General features: G+C 64.0%; 11 protein-coding genes. 7 read left to right on the forward strand and 4 right to left on the reverse strand.

Annotated features, from left to right (window positions below; all coding sequences use genetic code 11):
- Positions 1–32: 32 nt before the first annotated feature.
- The 6 genes from ACFPN5_RS22770 to ACFPN5_RS22795 all read left to right on the forward strand — a co-directional run bounded on the left by ACFPN5_RS22770 (position 33) and on the right by ACFPN5_RS22795 (position 9,252).
- Positions 33–3,980 (forward strand): beta-galactosidase, encoded by a 3,948-nt coding sequence (locus tag ACFPN5_RS22770; RefSeq protein WP_379786132.1) that lies wholly within the window; start codon positions 33–35, stop codon positions 3,978–3,980.
- Positions 3,981–4,255: 275 nt separating this feature from the next.
- Positions 4,256–4,948: a hydrolase gene (locus tag ACFPN5_RS22775; protein WP_379786133.1), complete on the forward strand. Its 693-nt coding sequence runs from the start codon at positions 4,256–4,258 to the stop codon at positions 4,946–4,948.
- A 16-nt stretch (positions 4,949–4,964) separates the two neighbouring features.
- On the forward strand, positions 4,965–6,857 hold the full coding sequence (locus ACFPN5_RS22780; protein WP_379786134.1) for an amidohydrolase: 1,893 nt from the start codon (positions 4,965–4,967) through the stop codon (positions 6,855–6,857).
- 12 nt (positions 6,858–6,869) lie between these two features.
- Positions 6,870–7,562 carry a YoaK family protein gene (locus tag ACFPN5_RS22785; RefSeq protein ID WP_379786135.1) on the forward strand — a complete coding sequence of 231 codons (693 nt, stop codon included), beginning with the start codon at positions 6,870–6,872 and terminating at the stop codon, positions 7,560–7,562.
- Between the two features lie 2 nt (positions 7,563–7,564).
- Positions 7,565–8,119, forward strand: coding sequence for a TMEM175 family protein (locus ACFPN5_RS22790; RefSeq protein ID WP_379786243.1), 555 nt, complete (start codon positions 7,565–7,567; stop codon positions 8,117–8,119).
- A 167-nt stretch (positions 8,120–8,286) separates the two neighbouring features.
- Positions 8,287–9,252, forward strand: a complete 966-nt coding sequence (locus ACFPN5_RS22795) for a Bug family tripartite tricarboxylate transporter substrate binding protein (RefSeq protein WP_379786136.1) — start codon at positions 8,287–8,289, stop codon at positions 9,250–9,252.
- A gap of 799 nt (positions 9,253–10,051) precedes the next feature.
- On the opposite strand, the gene ACFPN5_RS22800 is transcribed toward ACFPN5_RS22795, so the two are convergent.
- On the reverse strand, positions 10,052–10,582 hold the full coding sequence (locus ACFPN5_RS22800; protein WP_379786137.1) for a GNAT family N-acetyltransferase: 531 nt from the start codon (positions 10,580–10,582) through the stop codon (positions 10,052–10,054).
- 651 nt (positions 10,583–11,233) lie between these two features.
- On the opposite strand from ACFPN5_RS22800, the gene ACFPN5_RS22805 reads away from it, so the two are divergent.
- Positions 11,234–12,580: an alpha/beta hydrolase family protein gene (locus ACFPN5_RS22805; RefSeq protein WP_379786138.1), complete on the forward strand. Its 1,347-nt coding sequence runs from the start codon at positions 11,234–11,236 to the stop codon at positions 12,578–12,580.
- Positions 12,581–12,788: 208 nt separating this feature from the next.
- On the opposite strand, the gene ACFPN5_RS22810 is transcribed toward ACFPN5_RS22805, so the two are convergent.
- The 3 genes from ACFPN5_RS22810 to ACFPN5_RS22820 form a co-directional block, all read right to left on the reverse strand.
- Positions 12,789–13,118, reverse strand: a complete 330-nt coding sequence (locus tag ACFPN5_RS22810) for a ribonuclease E inhibitor RraB (RefSeq protein WP_379786139.1) — start codon at positions 13,116–13,118, stop codon at positions 12,789–12,791.
- Between the two features lie 184 nt (positions 13,119–13,302).
- Positions 13,303–14,997: a PQQ-dependent sugar dehydrogenase gene (locus tag ACFPN5_RS22815; RefSeq protein WP_379786140.1), complete on the reverse strand. Its 1,695-nt coding sequence runs from the start codon at positions 14,995–14,997 to the stop codon at positions 13,303–13,305.
- A 37-nt stretch (positions 14,998–15,034) separates the two neighbouring features.
- Positions 15,035–18,136 carry a glycoside hydrolase family 2 TIM barrel-domain containing protein gene (locus ACFPN5_RS22820; RefSeq protein WP_379786141.1) on the reverse strand — a complete coding sequence of 1,034 codons (3,102 nt, stop codon included), beginning with the start codon at positions 18,134–18,136 and terminating at the stop codon, positions 15,035–15,037.
- Positions 18,137–18,195: the final 59 nt, after the last annotated feature.

An 18,195-nucleotide genomic window follows, 5' to 3' on the forward strand; every position in this document is an offset into this window, starting at 1 on the left:
GCGGGTCCGCTTCCCTTACTGATCAGAACACGATGTCGAATTTACCTTTATTGGCAGCGGGCGAGCGCCCGGCAACCCCTCCCGCATCACGCGCCTCCAGTCGCTTCGTACGCAGGGCCATCATTGCCGCCGTCGGCGCGGCGCTGGCGGCGCTGGCAGCAAGCGGCATCGCCCAGGAGCTCGGCATTCCGCAGGCATCGGACGCGGGCAGCCGCGCCGCCGAGGCGACTGCCGCCGCGAAGAACGGCCCGGTGTTCCTGATGCCGGCCCTGACCAGCGGCGCGCCGGACACACTGAGCCTGCTCGCCTCGAACGACGGCGTCACCTTCACCTCGCTCGCGTCCGAAGTATGGACGCCGCCGGCCGGGGCCTTGCGCGATCCCTCCATCGCGCGCCATGCCGACGGCTGGTACTACCTCGTGTACGCCAACGGCGGCACGGGCTTTGGCTTGGCGCGCTCGAAAAACCTGCGGCGCTGGGAGTTCGTGCGCAACGTCGTTATTGGCAACAGCGCCGGCACCGCCGCGGCCCAGGCGCCCGAATGGCTGCGCGACCGCGACGGCGCACTGAAGGTGGTCGTGACCCTGCCGAAGACCGGTGCCCACGTCGTCACGCCTGCTGCGGACCTGGGCCAGTGGTCGGCGCCGCTGCCGCTGCGCGGCATCGGGGAGGGCTACGCCGATACCTTCGTCGCCTTCGACGGCAGCGGCTACGCCGCCGTAGCGCGCAACACGCGCACCGGCGCGATCGAACTGGCGCGCGCCGCGACGCTGGCAGGTCCCTGGACCTTCGAGCAGCCCGGCGACTGGGCCGCAGCGGGCGGGACTGGGGGCGGCAGGGCCGGCGCGCCGGCGCTGGCGCGGCTGGCTGACGGCCGCTGGCGCCTGTATGTCGGCAATACCGGCAATGCCGGGAACACGCGCGGCTGGTACGCCGACAGCCTCGATGGCTGGCGCACCTGGACGGCGAAGCAGCCGCTCGCCGGCGCGGCCGCCATGGCCAGCGGCGTCAGCGTCGCACTCGACGACCAGAAGGCGTTTGCCGCCGCGACGGCGCCGGCGGGCCGTCCGAAAACGGTCAGCTGGGACGAGCACTCGCTGAAAATCGACGGCAAACGCATCGTCGTCTGGTCGGGCGAGATGCACCCGTTCCGCCTGCCGAACCCCGCACTCTGGCGCGACGTGATCCAGAAGATGAAGGCGCTCGGCTTCAACGGCATCGCCTATTACTTCGACTGGGGCTACCACTCCCCGGCGCCCGGCGTCTACGATTTCTCGGGCATCCGCAACGTCGAGCGCGCCATCCAGATGGCAGAGGAAGAGGGCATGTACATCATTGCCCGCACCGGTCCCTACATCAACTCCGAACTGTCGGGCGGCGGCTACCCCGGCTGGATGTTCCGCAGCCGCGCCGAAGCGCGCACCGACGACCCGGTGTACCTGGCGGCGGTGGACGAGTGGATGACCCAGGTGAACGCCATCATCGCGCGCCACCAGGTCACGACGGGCGGCGGCAACGTCATCGCCTACCAGATCGAAAACGAGCTGATGAAGGTCGAGCCGAAGCACGCGCGCCAGATGGAACACCTGGCGAAGAAGGCGCGCGCGGACGGCATCAGCGTCCCGTTCTTCCACAACGCCGCCGGGCGCCTGCCCGACTGGACGCCGAAAAATTCCACTGCGCCCTGGGCCAATCCCGGCCCGACCGACCTGTACGCGTTCGATGGCTACCCCGGCGGCAGCTGCGACGTGCACGCCAGCGCGGCGGGCCCGAACAAGGCGCCGGACTGGGGCATCTACGGCAGCGGCGGCCCGAAGACCGGTGCCCTCAGTTCGCCCGGCACCCCTGGCTTTGCCGCGGAACTGGGCGGCGGCTGGTTCGACTACTGGGGCTCGAACGGCACCTATAATTGCACGGCCGAGCGCCAGGGCAAGGGCTACCAGCGCGTCTTCTATGGCACCAACCTGATCAACCGCCTGACGATCCACAACGTCTACATGGTCTTCGGCGGCACCTCCTGGGGCTGGCTGCCGGGACCGGTCGTGTACACCTCCTACGACTACGGCGCGGCCATCTCCGAAGACCGCGGCCTGCGCGAAAAAGCCTATGCATTGAAGCAGCAGGGCATGTTCGTGGGCGCGGCCGAAGCTGTGTTAGCGGAGATGGACAAGGCACCTGCTTTGAAGCCGTCCTCCGACAAGGTCAAGGTCTACCACAACATCAACAAGCGCCTCGGCACCCATGTGCTGTTCGCCTCGCACAACCCGTCGGATGGCCTGGGCGACGACCGCTTCAGCTTCGACCTGCAGACGCGCGACGGCGCCTATTCCATCCCGCTGCGCCTGAAGGGCCAGGACGCGAAGATGCTGCTGGCCTCCTACGCCATGGAGCGTCAGCACCTGGTGTATTCGACGTCGGAACTGCAGACCCATTTCCAGAACGGCGAGCGCGACATCGTTCTGCTGCACGGCCGTAGTGGCGAAGACGGCGAAACGCTGCTGCGCTATGCGTCGGCGCCGAAAGTCGAGGTGCTGGCGGGGCAGGTGACATCAAGCTGGGATGCCGCTAGAGGTGACCTGAAACTGCGCTACGTGCACGATGGCCTGGCGCGGGTGCGCATCTCGGGCGGCGGGCGCGCCCCGGTGCTCCTGCTGCTGGCAGACGAGGCCCACAGCCTGCGCTTCTGGACCCAGGACACGGCCGCCGGCAAGGTGCTGCAACTGAGCCCGGCGCTGGTGCGATCGAGCACGCTCACTGGCGGCAAGCTGGCGATGCTGGGCGATACGCATGAATCGAGCGAGCTCCAGGTCTGGGGCCCGGCCTTCACGTCGGCCAGCTTCAATGGCGAAGCTTTGGCCTTGACGCCGCAGCTAGATGGCAGCGTGCGCACGAATGCCGTCAAGGGACCGGACGCCGTCAAGCTGCCCGACCTGGCGGCACTGGCCTGGACCCGGCGCATGGACAGCCTGGAAGCGCAGCCCGGCTTCGACGACGCGCAGTGGATCAAGGCCGACAGGCGCGCCTCGGCGGCCCAGACCTGGACCATGCCAGAGCGCGGCCAGCCGACGCTGGCGATGAGCGACTACGGCTTCCACCACGGCGACGTCTGGTACCGTGGCCGCATCGACATCAAGGACGGTAAAAGCAATCAGCTTGAGCTGTTCTATGGCGCGGGCGGCGCCGGCATGATCCAGGTGTGGATCGACGGGCGCTACGTCGGCCAGCACGAACTCGACGTCGGCCGCTCGTTCCCGGAAACGACCGACAGCGTGAAGTTCGCCCTCGGTGCGCTCAAGCCGGGCAAGCACGTGATCGCGGTCATGGTGCGCAACAACTCGCACAACTGGAACCTGATGGCCGACGACTTCCATCGTGAAGCGCGCGGGCTGATCTCGGCATCCCTGACCTCGCGCGGCGGCGCGCGCTTTGCCGTGCCGATCGAATGGCGCATCCAGGGCCGCCAGGGCGGCGAGGCGATCGTCGACCACGTGCGCGGGCCGGTGAACAACGGCGGCCTGTTCGGCGAGCGCGCCGGCTGGCACCTGCCGGGCGGGGCCAACGCGGGCTGGACGGCTGCGAAGACGGGTTCGGCGCCTCCGGCGCCGGGCACCTACTGGCTGCGCACCCGCTTCAATCTCGACCTGCCGCGCGGGCACGACGTCCAGCTCGGCCTGGCCTTTGGCGACACCAGCAAGCCACGCTCGGATCGCGAGAACCGCGCGCTGATCTTCGTGAACGGCTGGAACATGGGCCAGTTCATCGCCCACATCGGCCCGCAGCGCACTTTCGTGATCCCGCCGGGGATCCTGAACCCGAACGGCGAGAACACGGTCGCGCTGGCGGTGACGACCGATGGCAAGGCAGAGAATGCACTGGAACCGGTCAAGCTCGTGACCCTGCGCGCCGTCCGCGGTGGCGTGCCGCTGGAGCTGATGACGGCCGCCGGGAACGACCAGGCCGTTTCCGCACCTGCTGACTGATTGCCGTGGCGGCGCCGCCCGGCGCCGCCTGCCGTACCGCTATCGCGCCTGCGATAGCGGGCGGCGACACCGATAATCGAAAACTTCGATTATACCTCTGCAAACTATCCGTTTTTCAATGCCGTTTTTGCCACGCATAATGGCTCCATCGTGACAAACACGAAGCAGGGTCAGCGTAGCAAGCGACAGTTTCCAGCATCAACGCCTTCGATGATCCCCGCGATACCGTCATTCCACCCGCCGCCGATCGCGGCCAACCTGACAGGGAGCACACCATGAACAACCCGAAACTCGAAGTCCTGACGCCGCATAACTCGCAGTTGATCATCATCGACCACCAGCCGCAGATGGCCTTCGGCGTGCAGTCGATCGACCGGCAGACCCTGAAGAACAACGTGGTCGGCCTGGCCAAGGCGGCCAAGGCCTTCGGCATCCCGACCGTGATCACCACCGTCGAGACCGAGTCCTTCTCCGGCAAGACCTACCCGGAAATCCTGGACGTGTTCCCCGGCCAGCCGATCCTCGAGCGCACCTCGATGAACTCCTGGGACGACCAGAAAGTGCGCGACGCGCTGGCCGCCAACGGCCGCAAGAAGATCATCGTCGCCGGCCTGTGGACCGAAGTCTGCAACACCACCTTCGCCCTGTGCGCCATGCTGGAAGGCGACTACGAGGTCTACATGGTGGCCGACGCCTCGGGCGGCACCACGAAAGAAGCCCACGACTTCGCCATGCAGCGCATGGTGCAGGCCGGCGTCGTGCCCGTCACCTGGCAGCAGGTGCTGCTCGAGTGGCAGCGCGACTGGAAGAACCGCGATACCTATGATGCCGTGATGAAGATCGTCACCGAGCACTCGGGCGCCTACGGCATGGGCGTGGACTACGCCTACACGATGCTGCACAAGGCGCCTCCCCGCAACCAGGGTAGCAACGAGGTGCTGGCCCCGGTTCCGGCACCGGTCCGCTAAGGGAGGAGCCACGACCATGCATGCACAGTCCACCCAGGCTTCGGCAGCGCCGCTCATCCTCATCAACGGGCGCTTCGCCACCCTCGACCAAGACCGGCCGCAGGCCAGCGCGGTCGCCATCCGCGACGGCCGCTTCCTCGCCGTCGGCGATCTTGAGCACGTGATGCGCTTCCGGGAATCGGGCAGCCAGGTCATCGACCTGAACGGCCGTACCGCGATCCCGGGCCTGAACGATTCGCACCTGCACCTGATCCGCGGTGGACTGAACTACAACCTCGAGCTGCGCCGGGAAGGCGTGCCCTCGCTTGCCGATGCGCTGCGCATGCTCAAGGAGCAGGCCGATCGCACCCCGAACCCGCAGTGGGTGCGCGTGGTCGGCGGTTGGAACGAATTCCAGTTCGCCGAGCGCCGCATGCCGACGCTGGACGAGATCAACGCCGCCGCGCCCGATACCCCGGTGTTCATCCTGCACCTGTACGACCGCGCGCTGCTCAACCGCGCCGCGCTGCGCGCCGTCGGCTACACCAAGGACACGCCGAACCCGCCGGGCGGCGAGATCGTACGCGACGGCGCCGGCAACCCGACCGGCATGCTGGTCGCCCGGCCGAACGCAATGATCCTGTACGCTACCCTGGCTAAGGGCCCGGCGCTGCCCTTTGACCTGCAGGTCAATTCCACCCGCCAGTTCATGCGCGAGCTGAACCGCTTGGGCGTCACCAGCGCCATCGACGCCGGCGGCGGCTTCCAGAACTATCCCGACGACTACGCGGTCGTCGAGGAACTCGACCGCAACAAGCAGCTCACCATCCGCATCGCCTACAACCTGTTCACCCAGAACAAGGGCGCTGAGCTGGAAGACTTCCGGCGCTGGAGCGGCATGGTGACGCCGGGGCAGGGCAGCGACTATTACCGCCACAACGGCGCCGGCGAAATGCTGGTGTTCTCGGCGGCCGACTTCGAGGACTTCCTCGAGCCGCGCCCGGAGCTGGCCGCCGGCATGGAAGACGAGCTGGAACAGGTGGTGCGCCACCTGGTGGCGAACCGCTGGCCTTTCCGCCTGCATGCCACCTACGACGAATCGATCTCGCGCATGCTCGACGTGTTCGAGAAGGTCAACCGCGAGATCTCCTTTAACGGCCTGCACTGGATGTTCGACCATTGCGAGACCATCAGCGAGCGCAACATCGAGCGCGTGCGGCAGCTCGGCGGCGGTATCGCCATCCAGCACCGCATGGCCTTCCAGGGCGAGTACTTCGTGGACCGCTATGGCGCGCAAGCGGCCAGCGCCACGCCGCCGGTGAAGCAGATGCTTGCGAGCGGCGTGCCGGTCGGCGCCGGCACCGACGCCACCCGCGTGGCCAGCTACAACCCGTGGACTGCGCTGTACTGGCTGGTCACCGGGCGCACCGTCGGCGGCCTGCCGCTGTACGGCGACGACGGCCACCTGCCGCGCAGCGTCGCGCTCGAGCTGTGGACGGCGGGCAGCGCCTGGTTCTCGAACGAGCAGGGCCGCAAGGGCAGGATCCAGGAAGGCATGCTGGCCGACCTGGCGGTGCTTTCGCAGGACTTCTTCAGCGTCGACGAGGAAGCCATCAAATCGATCGAGTCGGTGCTGACCATGGTCGGCGGCGACCTCGTGTACGGCGCGGCGGAGTTCACCAGCCTGGGACCGCCGCCGATCCCGGTGCTGCCCGAATGGTCGCCGGTGAGCAAGGTGCCGGGCCACTGGCGCAAGGCGGGGTTGCAGGCACAGCAACAGCCACAGGCGCAGGTGGCCTTGCCCCACCAGTGCGGCGGCCCCTGCGGCGTGCACGCCCACCAGCACGACCGGGCCCGCAAGTCAACCGTGCCGGTGCGCGACTTCGGCAGCTTCTGGGGTGCCTTCGGCTGCAGCTGCTTCGCGTTCTGACCAGGAGACCCCATGACGACGCCACAATTCCAGCGCCTGCAAGGCGCCAGCATGGGCTTCCTGGCCGGCTATGTCGACACCCTCGGCTTCATCGCCCTGTTCGGCCTGTTCACGGCCCACGTCACCGGCAACTTCGTACTGATCGCGGTGTCGCTGGCCGACCCGGTGCAGACGCCCTCGCTGCTCAAGCTGCTGGCCTTTCCGGCCTTTATCCTGGGCGTGGCGGCTGCCCGGCTGCTGGTGGCCCGCTGCGAGCGGCGCGGCACGCCGGCCGTCAAACCCTCCTACCTGCTGCAGCTGGTGCTGCTGCTGGGCTTCATGGCCTGCGGCATGCTGGCCGAGCCGGTGGGCGCGTCGCCCGGCGGCGCTGTCGGCGCGCTGGCGATGCTGGCGGGCTTGCTGGGCGCCGCCGCCATGGGGGCGCACAGTGCGGCCAGCAAGCTGTTGCTGGCCAACCTGGCGCCGACCTCGATGATGACCGGGAACGTGACCCAGCTCGTGATCGACACGGTTGACCGCCTGCGCGGCGCCGCCGACCCCGCCACCCGTGCCCGCTGCGCCAAGTTCTTCTGGCCGGTGCTGGCCTTTGCGCTGGGCTGCGCCGCCGCAGCCTTCGCCTTCCTTGCCGTCGGCTTCGTGGCGCTGCTGGTGCCTGCAGCGATCCTGGCCGCGCACCTGTGCCTGCCCGAGCCGGATGCGGCATGAGCATGCAGAAGAACCGCCTGGAGGCCTTCAGCGACGGCGTGATCGCGATCATCATCACGATCATGGTGCTGGAACTGAAACCGCCGCATTCCACGACGGCCGCCGGCCTCGCGGACGTGCTGCCGGGCTGGCTGCGGTACGCGCTCAGCTTCGTCTACGTCGGCATCTACTGGGTCAACCACCATGCGCTGCTTGACCGGGTGGCGAAGGTGGACGGCGCCGGTCTCTGGGCCAACCTGCACCTGCTGTTCTGGATGTCGCTGATTCCCTACGTGACGGCCTGGGCCGGCGAGTATCCGATGGCGCCGGTGCCGGTGGCGCTGTATGGTGTGGTGTTGCTGCTGTGTTCGATTTCCTTCATGCTGCTCGCGTGGCGCCTCGATAGCGGGGCGGGCGGGCACGCGATGGCCTGGGGCAGCCGCAAGAACCGGCTGTCGATCGCGCTGTATGCGTTGGCGATCGGGCTGTCGCTGTGGTACGCGCCGCTGGGCGCGCTGATCCATGTCCTGCTGGCGCTGTTCTGGCTGATGCCGGAAGCGCCCAGGGCGCGGGGCTGAGCGCCTCGTCTATCCAATTATTGAATCAATCGCGTCAAGCATTGGTTTGGTGGTGCTCCATTACACACCTATGATTGTTTTCAATCAGGACAACAAGCCGGCATGCGACCGGTACGAATGCCATTTTTACTATAAAACCAATCGCTTACATGATCAGGAGACGCGAAATGATTGCAAAGAAATTGCTGTTGGGTGTGCTGTCGAGCATGATGTTGATGACGGGCGCGCAGGCAGCGTATCCGGAGAAGACCATCACGGCCATCGTACCGTTCCCGCCGGGCGGCTCGACGGACGCGATTGCCCGCGCCGTCGGCGCGAAAGTCTCCGCGCGTTTTGGCCAGCCCTGGATCGTCGACAACCGTCCCGGCGCCACCGGCGCCATCGGCGCCAACCTGGTCAGGCGTTCGCCGGCCGATGGTTACACCCTGATGGTCGCCTCGATCGGCGTCTACGCCGTCAACCCGTTCCTGCAAAAGGGCATCACCTATAGCCCGCAGCGCGATTTCGACCTGCTGACCGTCGCCGTGCGCGCCCCGAACGTCCTGGTTACCCGGCCCACCATGCCAGCCAATACGATGCAGGAACTGGTCGCCCACCTGAAGAAGAACCCGGGCAAGGTCAGCTTTGCCTCCTCGGGCAACGGCAGCTCCGACCACCTGACTGCCGAACTGTTCTGGCAGAAGAGCGGCACGAGCGGCCTGCACGTGCCCTACAAGGGCGGCGCGCCGGCCATTACCGACCTGCTCGGCGGGCAGACCGACGTCTCCTTCGTCAACATCAATACCGCGCTCCCGTATATCAAGAGCGGCAGGCTCAAGGCCCTGGCCGTCACCGGCGACGCCCGCGCCGCCGTTCTGCCGAAGCTGCCGACCCTGGCGGAATCGGGCATCCCCGGCGTCGAGGTGTATTCCTGGCAGGCCTTCGCCGCACCGAAGGGCCTGCCGAAGGATGTCAAGGCCAAGCTGCACGGCGCGATCGTCGCGGCGCTGAACGAGCCCGATTTGAAGTCCAAGCTGGTGGAGCAGGGCTTCGAAATGGTGGCCAATACCCCTGAGCAGTTCGCGCAGTTCCTGGCGGCCGAGCAGGCGCGCTGGAAGAACGTGATTGAAGTGGGCAAGATTACCAACGACTGAGGTGCTGGTAAGCTAAAAACCACCGGTTCCCGGTGGTTTTTAGCTGACGCCGTACGCAACGCAGGCGGCGCTACGCAGACGCTTCACTTTCCTTCGAGAAGAACGCGGCCTCTACGGATCCAGGAATAAGCCCGTGTATGGAGCTCCCGCCTTCTCGCGGGATCAGCAATCGGTCGCGCGAACGGCCTTCTGCAAACCCGAGAATTGGCACAAGATAGTCATCGCCTGTTGGCATATAACATGACCCATCGAGTATCGCCCCTACCGAAAAAGCGATCGCCTCTGTCGCTGCCTTTGATGTCTCATCCGGAATATTCGCTGAAGACAGAGCAGCTTTGACTGCGGAGACAATTTCGTCGGCTATCCGTAGCTGCCGTTGTTCGTATAGTCGGGAATCGTGCAACTTCCTCATCCATTACTCCCCAAATTCCCGATTGCTTGTCGCGTGGTCACTCACGTCCGCGCTTGGCCGAGGCTGTGTAAAAACGCCAGATCCGAATGTGTTCAGGGATCTCTTTACCATTCCAGACCTTGAGAAAGCGCCGTAGCGACTGTTGTGAGAGGTCGAGTGTTGCGAGCGTGCCGTTCGTTTCGCGTTTTTACACAGCCTGGGCCGGTTGTTGCCGTTCGGTGTAGGACAGCCGACCGCTACCGCCGTTGATTTCTAACGGCCCCTGATCTCACTCCCAAGTTCAGGAGAACCGGGCCCTTAGCCCGGTTTTTTTGTTCAGCCATTCAACGTTATACTAGTGCATATGTAAATCTGCACATAAACAGCTTTCCGTGCAGTCCTGTAGGCCTAAACAACTGAGCCTCCCCGCTCACGCATATAAATGCCGACCGCTTTGCCGTATATCTCAGTTTCCGCTTCATAAGTCAGGCCAAGGCGTTTGGCAACGCGCAGCGATGATTCATTGGCTGAAGCGATGACAGCCCGAACTTTTGGTTCGCGTCGGATCTCGAGCGCATGGTTCAAGGCTGCCGCCGCCGCTTCGTTCGCGAATCCCTGGCCCCAAAAGGCACGATAGGTATTCCAACCAAGCTCCATCACAGTGGATTCCTCGCGAAAGAACGCGCCAACATTCCCGACGAGTTGACCAGTCTCCTTTTCCTCGACAGCCCACCATCCGGCGCCATGTATGAGCCATAGTCCTGCCTGTGAACAGAAGATTCGCCATGCAGCATGGTGGTCAGCCGGAACCAGGTGGGCCGAGCTTACAGGGTCGGCTAAATGCGCTGCGAATAAGTCAAAGTCCTGCTGTCGATATTCACGAAGCACGAGTCGTGCCGTGTGAAGGTATGGAACAGAAGTGATAAATTCGCTATTCATGAGCTAGATTCCATGTGCTGGTGCCAGTTAAGCCGTCCATTGTCGGCTACAAGGTACGGTTTGCGCCAATGGTCTCCTATCACCCGATTCGACTCGGTAGCGGTACGAGTCATTGCGAGAAAATAGTCAGTTTGTTGGCCCGTTTTTGCGAAGGTCCGTTTCTGGCCGATTGTGGTGAAAAACTCGGCTAAGTTGAACGCTGGATAGAAACCTGGGCAGGCTCGACTGATCAGAACAGGCGCTATCGAACGATCTTGAAGGTGTTGGACCTCCGGGGCGTGCTAAAACGTTTGCCCTTTTACTTTTTCACCATAAAAATAGGCCGATGGCGGACGGTCGTCATTGCTCAGTGTACGAGCTTCTTGCCATCAGAGCAAGTAACAGGTTTTGTTCGACGCTTTTAAAGCGCCTGACGAAACCTCTTGCCTGCTCTAAAAGCAACCATCTCGTACACTGAACCATTCTGACCGTCCGGTATCGACCAGATGCAGGCTTGACTTTAAAGTGACACCGCAATATCCATTCATTCTCAGCCGGACGCACTCTGCCCTAACTTTTCAATAGTTTCTCACTTAGCCATAGCATTGGGGTAGAAAAACGGTTATATTTCGGCAACCTCATAACCTCATAACCTCATAACCCAATAATCGAATGCACATCGGCTTTCTTCTCATCGCCCTAACCATTGCCAGCAGTGTTCAAGCCGCCGATACAACTCCTATTGGGCACCGAGTCGCGCTCAGTGAGAACTCTATCAAACGTTACATGTTTTCGACAGAGACTCTTGCGGACATTAAGACCGAATTCGACAAGCGGAAATTGACAGTCACCGATGAGCAGAAAGCGCCTCTAACGGGGCTCCCGATCCGCATCACCGCAATAGGAAGAAGTGGGTACGCCACGCCCTATTTTATTGAGCGTGCTGATGGTCGTTTTCACGTTTACGCCGAACGACGCCGTCCGCAACACCCAACCGCGCCGCTGCCTTATGTCTCGCAGGAGGTCGTGTTCGATACGCCCAATCCCGAGGTTTCGCCCGTTGGCACGCTGAGCTACCCAAGATCAGGCGGCCCTTTTCCAGGTGTCGTGCTCGTTGCCGGAACTGGACCGCACAACCGTGATGGCGTCATGGACCTTCACAAGATGTTGGCAGTCCTGGCCGATCACCTGACCCGGCAAGGCTTTGCGGTATTGCGCTACGACAAACGGGGCGTCGGCCTGACTGGGGGTGCGTTGTATCCTTTCTCTACCACCGACGACTACGCCGCCGACGCCCTGGCCGCGGTCCGGTTCCTCAAAATTCAGCCAAACATCGATTCCCAAAAGATTGGCATTTTGGGCCACAGTGAAGGCGGCATCATCGCATCAATGGCGGCTGCCGAAGCACCGGCGGACGTGCACTTCATCGTCATGCTGGGCGGCACCGGCCTACCTGGTATCAAGATCAAGAGCCTGCAGAATGCCGCTGCCTCGCGTGCCGACGGCATGGAAGAATCGCTCGTTCTTTTGAACCAAAGCCAGGAGGGCGAGCTGTATGAGATCGCAGCGAGCAAGCGGAGTCATTCCGATGCGCTCGCTGCAATGCGAGCGGCGACCCAAGCCTTGCCGGCGGCGACGAAGGCCAGGCTCGAGATCGGGCGGGAAGGTATCCCTGACGAAGCGTTTGAACGCAGTTTTCTGACACCGTGGTTGCGCCGGTTCCTGTCGCTCGACCCCCGCGACTACCTGAAAAGAGTGACTTGCCCGGCGCTCGCGCTCATTGGCGAGAAAGATCTGCAGGTAACATCGGCGGAAAACCTGCCGGAGATTGAGCGTGCGCTCAAGCACGCCGCGCCAACGACCGTGGTGCGCCAGCTCCCTGGCCTGAACCACCTCTTCCAAACCGCTAAAACCGGCAAGCAGACCGAATACCTCCTGATCGAGCAAACCATCGCTCCATCTGCACTGAACCTGGTGTCGACATGGATGAAGCAGGCGGTGAACAACAAGAGTCAATGAAGGTCGATGTGCCAAACGTAGTCCATCCAGTGCGTCTGCAACGGTCCAGACTGTGTAAAAACGTTGACTTGACGAAGTCGCTAGCAGGCTAGACCGTTGAAAACGGCCACTACTACGTTTTGTCGGGGGAGAGAATAGCGAAGTGGCTCCTGGCGGTAAGCAGCCGCCGCGACCGATTTCCGCATTCTGCGAGGTGACCGTTCCGAAATTACTTCGCCCGACGGGCAACGGGACCAACGTCCATTCCGTCGTACGACGTGAGTCCCCATTTTGTCGCGAACGATGCATGCTCATTGTTTCTCAAGTGCAGACTGTCGACCGAATGGTGCTCGATCCGCTCGACATGCAGCCACCACAGGTCCGGGTCGCTGGGCTTGTTTTTGTCGGATAAATAGATATTCACAACCCGATAACCGGACTTTGCTAGTTCCCTGGCCGCCAGCTCCAGTGGTTGGCGTTGGGCATTGGTGAAAAAATAACCCCAAAGCATTTCTTGAGACATGTCCCAGTTTGACTGCTCTGCGATCTGAGCGAACATTCGGTCCAAGCTTTCACGAGTGACTGGTGATTCCGCTAACACAGGTGCAGAGTGCGATAACATAAATGTCGTAGCGAGGGTTAATAACAGAAAATTCTTGCGAGTCTTTTTCTTCATAGGCAGCAGTTGGATTAGGTAAAAGGAAGGCTTCAAACTGCATGGTGCCAGAGCGAGCTCTCTGCAACTAGTTGTTTTTGGCTGGGCGCACCCGCCAGATTTCGCCGGTCACGTCGTCGACCACCAGCAGTGAGCCATCATCCTGCACTTCCACCCAGGACGGCCGTCCCCATACTTCCTTGTCGCTCACGACGAAACCGGTCATGAAGTCCTGGTACTTCCCCGTGGGGACGCCGTTCTTCATGAACACCCGCACGACCTTGGAACCGGTGCGCGTCGTCCGGTTCCATGAGCCGTGCAGCGCCAGGAACATGTCGCCATCGTAGGCAGCCGGGAAGGCAGCGGGTGCAGCGGCGCGTCGCTGGTAGGCGACCATGCCGAGGGGCGCCGAATGTGCCGTCAGCAGCAGGTCCGGCGTCGTCACCTTGCCCTTCAGGTCAGGCCGGCGCCCCTTCAGGCGCGGCTCCTCGTTGCTGCCGATGTAGTACCAGGGCCAGCCATAAAAGCTGCCCTCCTTGACCCGGGTAAGGTAGTCCGGGGGAAGGTTGTCCCCCAAAAGGTCGCGTTCGTTGACGCTGCAGTACAGGTCTCCGCTGAGCGGGTGGCGATACATGCCGACGCAGTTGCGCAGTCCCGTGGCGAAGGTGCGCTTGCCGCTGCCATCCGGATTGAAGCCCAGGACCACGCCACGGTCCAGTTCCTCGCCCCAGGCAGCGCCCAGGCCGTGGCGGCTTTCCCATTCGGGAAGCGGAGCGGGTGGTCGCGGGCCGATCTGCTCGCCGATATTCGATGCCGAGCCGATCGAGACGTACATGGTCTTGCTGTCGGCCGAAAAGACCAGGGTGCGCGTGGTGTGCGCGCCCGGGGCCGCGACCAGGTGCGGCACCACGACTTCCGGTGCGGCAGTCGCCACCAGGTCACCGTTCTTGTATGGGAAGCGCACGATCGAATTCACATACGCGACGTACAGGTATTCGGGGTTCGGTCCCACCGGCCAGAAGGCAAAGCCGAACGGGCGGTTCATGTCGGAGGCAAAGGTAGTGACGGTGTCGGCCTTTTCGCCGGTCGATGAGCGCAGGACCTTGATGACCCGGCGCGACATCGAGCCCAGGAAAATGTCGCCGTTCGGTGCCTTGGCCATGATGCGTCCCCGGTCGGGATCGGTGGCCCACAGGTTGACGCTGAAGCCCGCCGGTACCGAGGGCAGCACGTTCGCCGGGCGTGGCACGGTAGCAGGGGGATTGCCGGCGCTCTCGGTGGCGAAGGGTTTGGCCAGGTCGCTGGCGCGTACCTCGTGGATGCGGCCAGGCTGATCGTCGCTCCAGTGTTCGCCCGAAGGCGCCGCGGTTTTCGCAGCGGCCTTGGGACGGGCAGCCGCGCCGCGGACTGTCGCCAGATATGCGATTACCGCCCGGCGGTTCGCTTCGTTCGCGACATTCACCGGCATTGTCGTGCCGGGTGCGTACGCGCCCGGATCTTTCAGGAACAGGTCCAGTTCGGCCGGGGTCCAGGTTTTGCCTCCGGCGCCGGCCGCAGCCAGCGCCTTTGAATAGCCGAATCGCGGCAGGCCGGCCACCGGACGGCCCAGCACATTGAACAGGCCCGGCCCCGACAGCGCGGCGGTGTCCGGCGAGACGGTATGGCACATTGCACAGTTCGAGACGAACAGCTTCTTTCCTGCAGCTGCGTCGGCGTCAGGAGCCGCGTGTACTCCGGTGGCAGAGAAGACGGAGATCAGTGCAAGTGCTCGGATAGGGTGCATGGTCGGTTCCTTGGAGTGTTCTACGGGTATCGCCCGTTTATTGGTCATAGCTGTGAAGGAAGGGCTTGAAGACATCCATCGTGCCTCCAGGCGCCCCGAACCAGCGCGTCAACGCCGCAGGCCAGGCGCCAGCGATGGGCGCCAGGGTAAAGGTCCCGGCGATGCGCACCGGCTTGTCCAGCGCGATGCTGGTTTCGGGCGAGGTGCCTTTGTTTCCCAGCCCGCCGATCAGTGCGTTATGGCTCAGCAAGGTACGACTGCCGTCGCGCTCCACCGCGACATCGGCCGCCGGCATGGCGAACGCAAAGCCGGCGCCGCCCGCGCTGGTGAGCAGGGCCAGTTCCGTGGCGCGCCGGTTGCCCTGGAAGCGCAGGTCATCGCGGTGCAGCCGGTGCAGGCCAAATTCGTTGAGCCTGTCCTTGCCGGGGTAGCCGGCATAGGGCCCCTGGCCGATCCAGCGCAAGTCTTGCGCGCCGTTCGGCGCCACGACCGACAGGCCCGCTTCGGACAAGCTGCCCTGCGCGTTGACCGGCACGAAATCGTAACTGACGGCAATGGTGCCCGCGGCGTCGATCTCCAAAACATACCCGCCCCGGAAGCCCTCACCGAGCGCGGCACCGGGCCGCGATTTGGCCGCGGCGCCCGCTCCTGTCATCAGGTCGTCGAATCCGGCCGTGCGCACCGCCACCTGCGGTGCGGCCGCCGCGATCGCGGCGTCGTCCTGCAGCCGGTAGTGGCCCGCAATCGCGATGCGCACCTTGTCGCCGGCACGCCGGACATCGATGGCCGGCTCATCGAGCCTGGTCAGGACGGACGACAGCCACAGGCCCGACTTGGCCGAACTCAGGGCCTCGGCCATCGTCGGCTTGCGTCCACTGTGCGGATGGATCCCGGCGACGAGCACCTTGCCTGCCAGGTCGCGGATCGTCACGTCGCCGGTCGTGCGCTGCACGGTCAGCACCCATTCGGGCAGCGCCACGGTGAATTGCGCCGCGCTCTCCGTCACTGCCGGCGCGGCCTTCGGTTCCTTCGCGTCACGGGCAAAGGCCTGCGCCGGTTCCATCCGGTCCGCGCCGTCGGGTTCCAGCCGCAGCACGCGTTCATTGACCTGCATGCCGTGTTCATCCACGGCGCGTACGGCGAGGGCCAGCACGTCGTCGTTTGCGTTCGCAGGGATGTCGACGGGAATCCGTAGCGTCTCGTTTCCCCGCGACAGGGCTTGCAAGGCCACCTTGCCTTGCTGGACACCCTTGCCGTTGCGCTGCAGGGACCACAGCAGCTTGAAACCCTCCAGCGAACGGAAGTCATGGCGGTTCTCCACCGTGAGCGCGATCGCTCCTGGTCCGGGCCGGACGACAGCCGTGCGCTGCGCGAATTGCACCGGCGCGTACACCTTACGCATCTGCCAGTAGTCCACCTGCGGCGTACGGTCGGCATAGGTCAGGCCATCGGCACCATCGAGGCCATTCGTATCGTAATAGCGATGCTGGTCGAGCCAGACGACCTGGGTGCGTTTTGCCGTATCCACGGGTTTCTCGCTGGTGCGCAAAATGCCCTGGTCGTGAAAATGCCAGATCGACCCGCCGGCGAAGGTGGGGCTCGCCTGGATCAGGTCCCATTGCTCCTGCATGCGGTCGGTCGCCAGTCCCAGCGCATGCGCATATTCGGTCAGGATGGCCGGGCGCTTGAGCTTCTGGGTGTATCCCCTGAGGGTGGCATTGCTGGGATAGTGCGGCGCATGGATGTCGGCGAAGGCGGGAATGCGCTCGTAATTGGCGGCGAAGTAGCTGCCAATCTTCGGATACGTGATGGGACGCGTGGGGTCGAGCTCCTTGGCCAGTCGGCCAGCCTCGAGTTCCGCGTCGTTGATCGGGTTCTCGTTGCCGATGCTCCAGATCAGTACCGAAGGCCGGTTCTTGTCGCGCATGATCGTCGGCTCCACGCGCGCCAGGATGTTTTCCCGGTAGTCAGGCTTGTCCAGGTTCTTCTCGCCATGGCCGATCGATACTTCGTCCATCACATAGATGCCCATTTCATCGCACAGTTCCAGCAGGCGCGGATGGGGTGGGTAGTGCGACGTGCGCAGGTAATTCACGTTGGCCCGCTTCATCAGCGCGAGGTCCTGGCGCATCTGTGCTTCGGTCACGGCGCGCCCGGTCTTCGGCTCGAGGTCGTGGTGGTTGACGCCGCGCAGCTTGATGGGACGGCCGTTGAGCAGCAGCACGCCGTCAGCAATGCTGACTTCGCGCAGGCCAATGCGCTCGTTAACGGTCTGCAGCGTCCTGCCTCCTTTGGAGAGGGTCAGCTGCAGCCGGTACAGGGAAGGCGTTTCGGCGCTCCACAGTTTCGGCGCGGCGACCCGGATCACGGCGCCATGCCGGGTAGCGGCGGTGCGCGGCAGTACCGTGTCGCCGACGGTGCGGCCATTCGGATCGATCAGCCTGGCGCGCACCGTGCCGTCTGCCGCGCTCAGCACCACGTCCAGCGACAGTTCCGCCTTGCCCTCGACCAGGCGGGTCGCGGCCGTGTAATCCTGCACATGGGTAGGCGGTACCGCGAACAGCGTCACGTCGCGGTAGATGCCCGACAACGACCAGTCGTCATTCAGGTCGAATTCCACGCCGTGCGGGCGGGTAGCGACGCGCACGGCCACCACGTTATCCGCCTCACGACCCGGCAACAGGAAATCGGTGACCTCGAAGGTGTGCCGGTTGAAGGCGCTCGCCGTCGACACGCCGGCCTGTTTGCCGTTGACCCAGAGTTCATAGCCATAGGCCACGCCCTCGAAACGCAAAAAGACCTTTTGTCCGCGCCAGGCGGGGGGAACGCGGAAGGTCCGCCGGTACAGGCCCTGGCCCTCCTTCAGGTGGTCGCCATAGACCGGCTCGGCGAAGCCGTGCAGCTCCCAGTTGGCTGGGACTGGAATGGTAGACCAGCCCGATCCCGTGAACTGCGCAGACGCGAACCCTGTATCGCTCCCGGGGGCTGACCCAGGCAGGTACTTGAACGACCAGTCGCCGTTCAGCGTGCGACGGTAGCCGGCTTCATGGGAGGGATAGACGGATGCGGCGCTTGCTGCGCTGGCGCTGAAGGCGCAGGCCAGCAAGGCTGCGGCAGAAACGGCTTTGAAACGAAACATGACTGGCCTTTTACCTGGAGGTTGAGGTTCGAGCGGCCGGCCCGACCTGCGCATGCCGC

It is taken from the genome of Massilia niabensis, from assembly GCF_042655085.1.
Classification (GTDB): Bacteria; Pseudomonadota; Gammaproteobacteria; order Burkholderiales; family Burkholderiaceae_D; genus Telluria; species Telluria niabensis.

Bases quoted from the DNA above. Each gene is read 5' to 3' on its own strand.
- ACFPN5_RS22770 (WP_379786132.1), top strand. From the start codon at position 33: ATGTCGAATTTACCTTTATTGGCAGCGGGCGAGCGCCCGGCAACCCCT.
- ACFPN5_RS22775 (WP_379786133.1), top strand. From the start codon at position 4,256: ATGAACAACCCGAAACTCGAAGTCCTGACGCCGCATAACTCGCAGTTG.
- ACFPN5_RS22780 (WP_379786134.1), top strand. From the start codon at position 4,965: ATGCATGCACAGTCCACCCAGGCTTCGGCAGCGCCGCTCATCCTCATC.
- ACFPN5_RS22785 (WP_379786135.1), top strand. From the start codon at position 6,870: ATGACGACGCCACAATTCCAGCGCCTGCAAGGCGCCAGCATGGGCTTC.
- ACFPN5_RS22790 (WP_379786243.1), top strand. From the start codon at position 7,565: ATGCAGAAGAACCGCCTGGAGGCCTTCAGCGACGGCGTGATCGCGATC.
- ACFPN5_RS22795 (WP_379786136.1), top strand. From the start codon at position 8,287: ATGATTGCAAAGAAATTGCTGTTGGGTGTGCTGTCGAGCATGATGTTG.
- ACFPN5_RS22800 (WP_379786137.1), bottom strand. From the start codon at position 10,582: ATGAATAGCGAATTTATCACTTCTGTTCCATACCTTCACACGGCACGA.
- ACFPN5_RS22805 (WP_379786138.1), top strand. From the start codon at position 11,234: ATGCACATCGGCTTTCTTCTCATCGCCCTAACCATTGCCAGCAGTGTT.
- ACFPN5_RS22810 (WP_379786139.1), bottom strand. From the start codon at position 13,118: ATGTTCGCTCAGATCGCAGAGCAGTCAAACTGGGACATGTCTCAAGAA.
- ACFPN5_RS22815 (WP_379786140.1), bottom strand. From the start codon at position 14,997: ATGCACCCTATCCGAGCACTTGCACTGATCTCCGTCTTCTCTGCCACC.
- ACFPN5_RS22820 (WP_379786141.1), bottom strand. From the start codon at position 18,136: ATGTTTCGTTTCAAAGCCGTTTCTGCCGCAGCCTTGCTGGCCTGCGCC.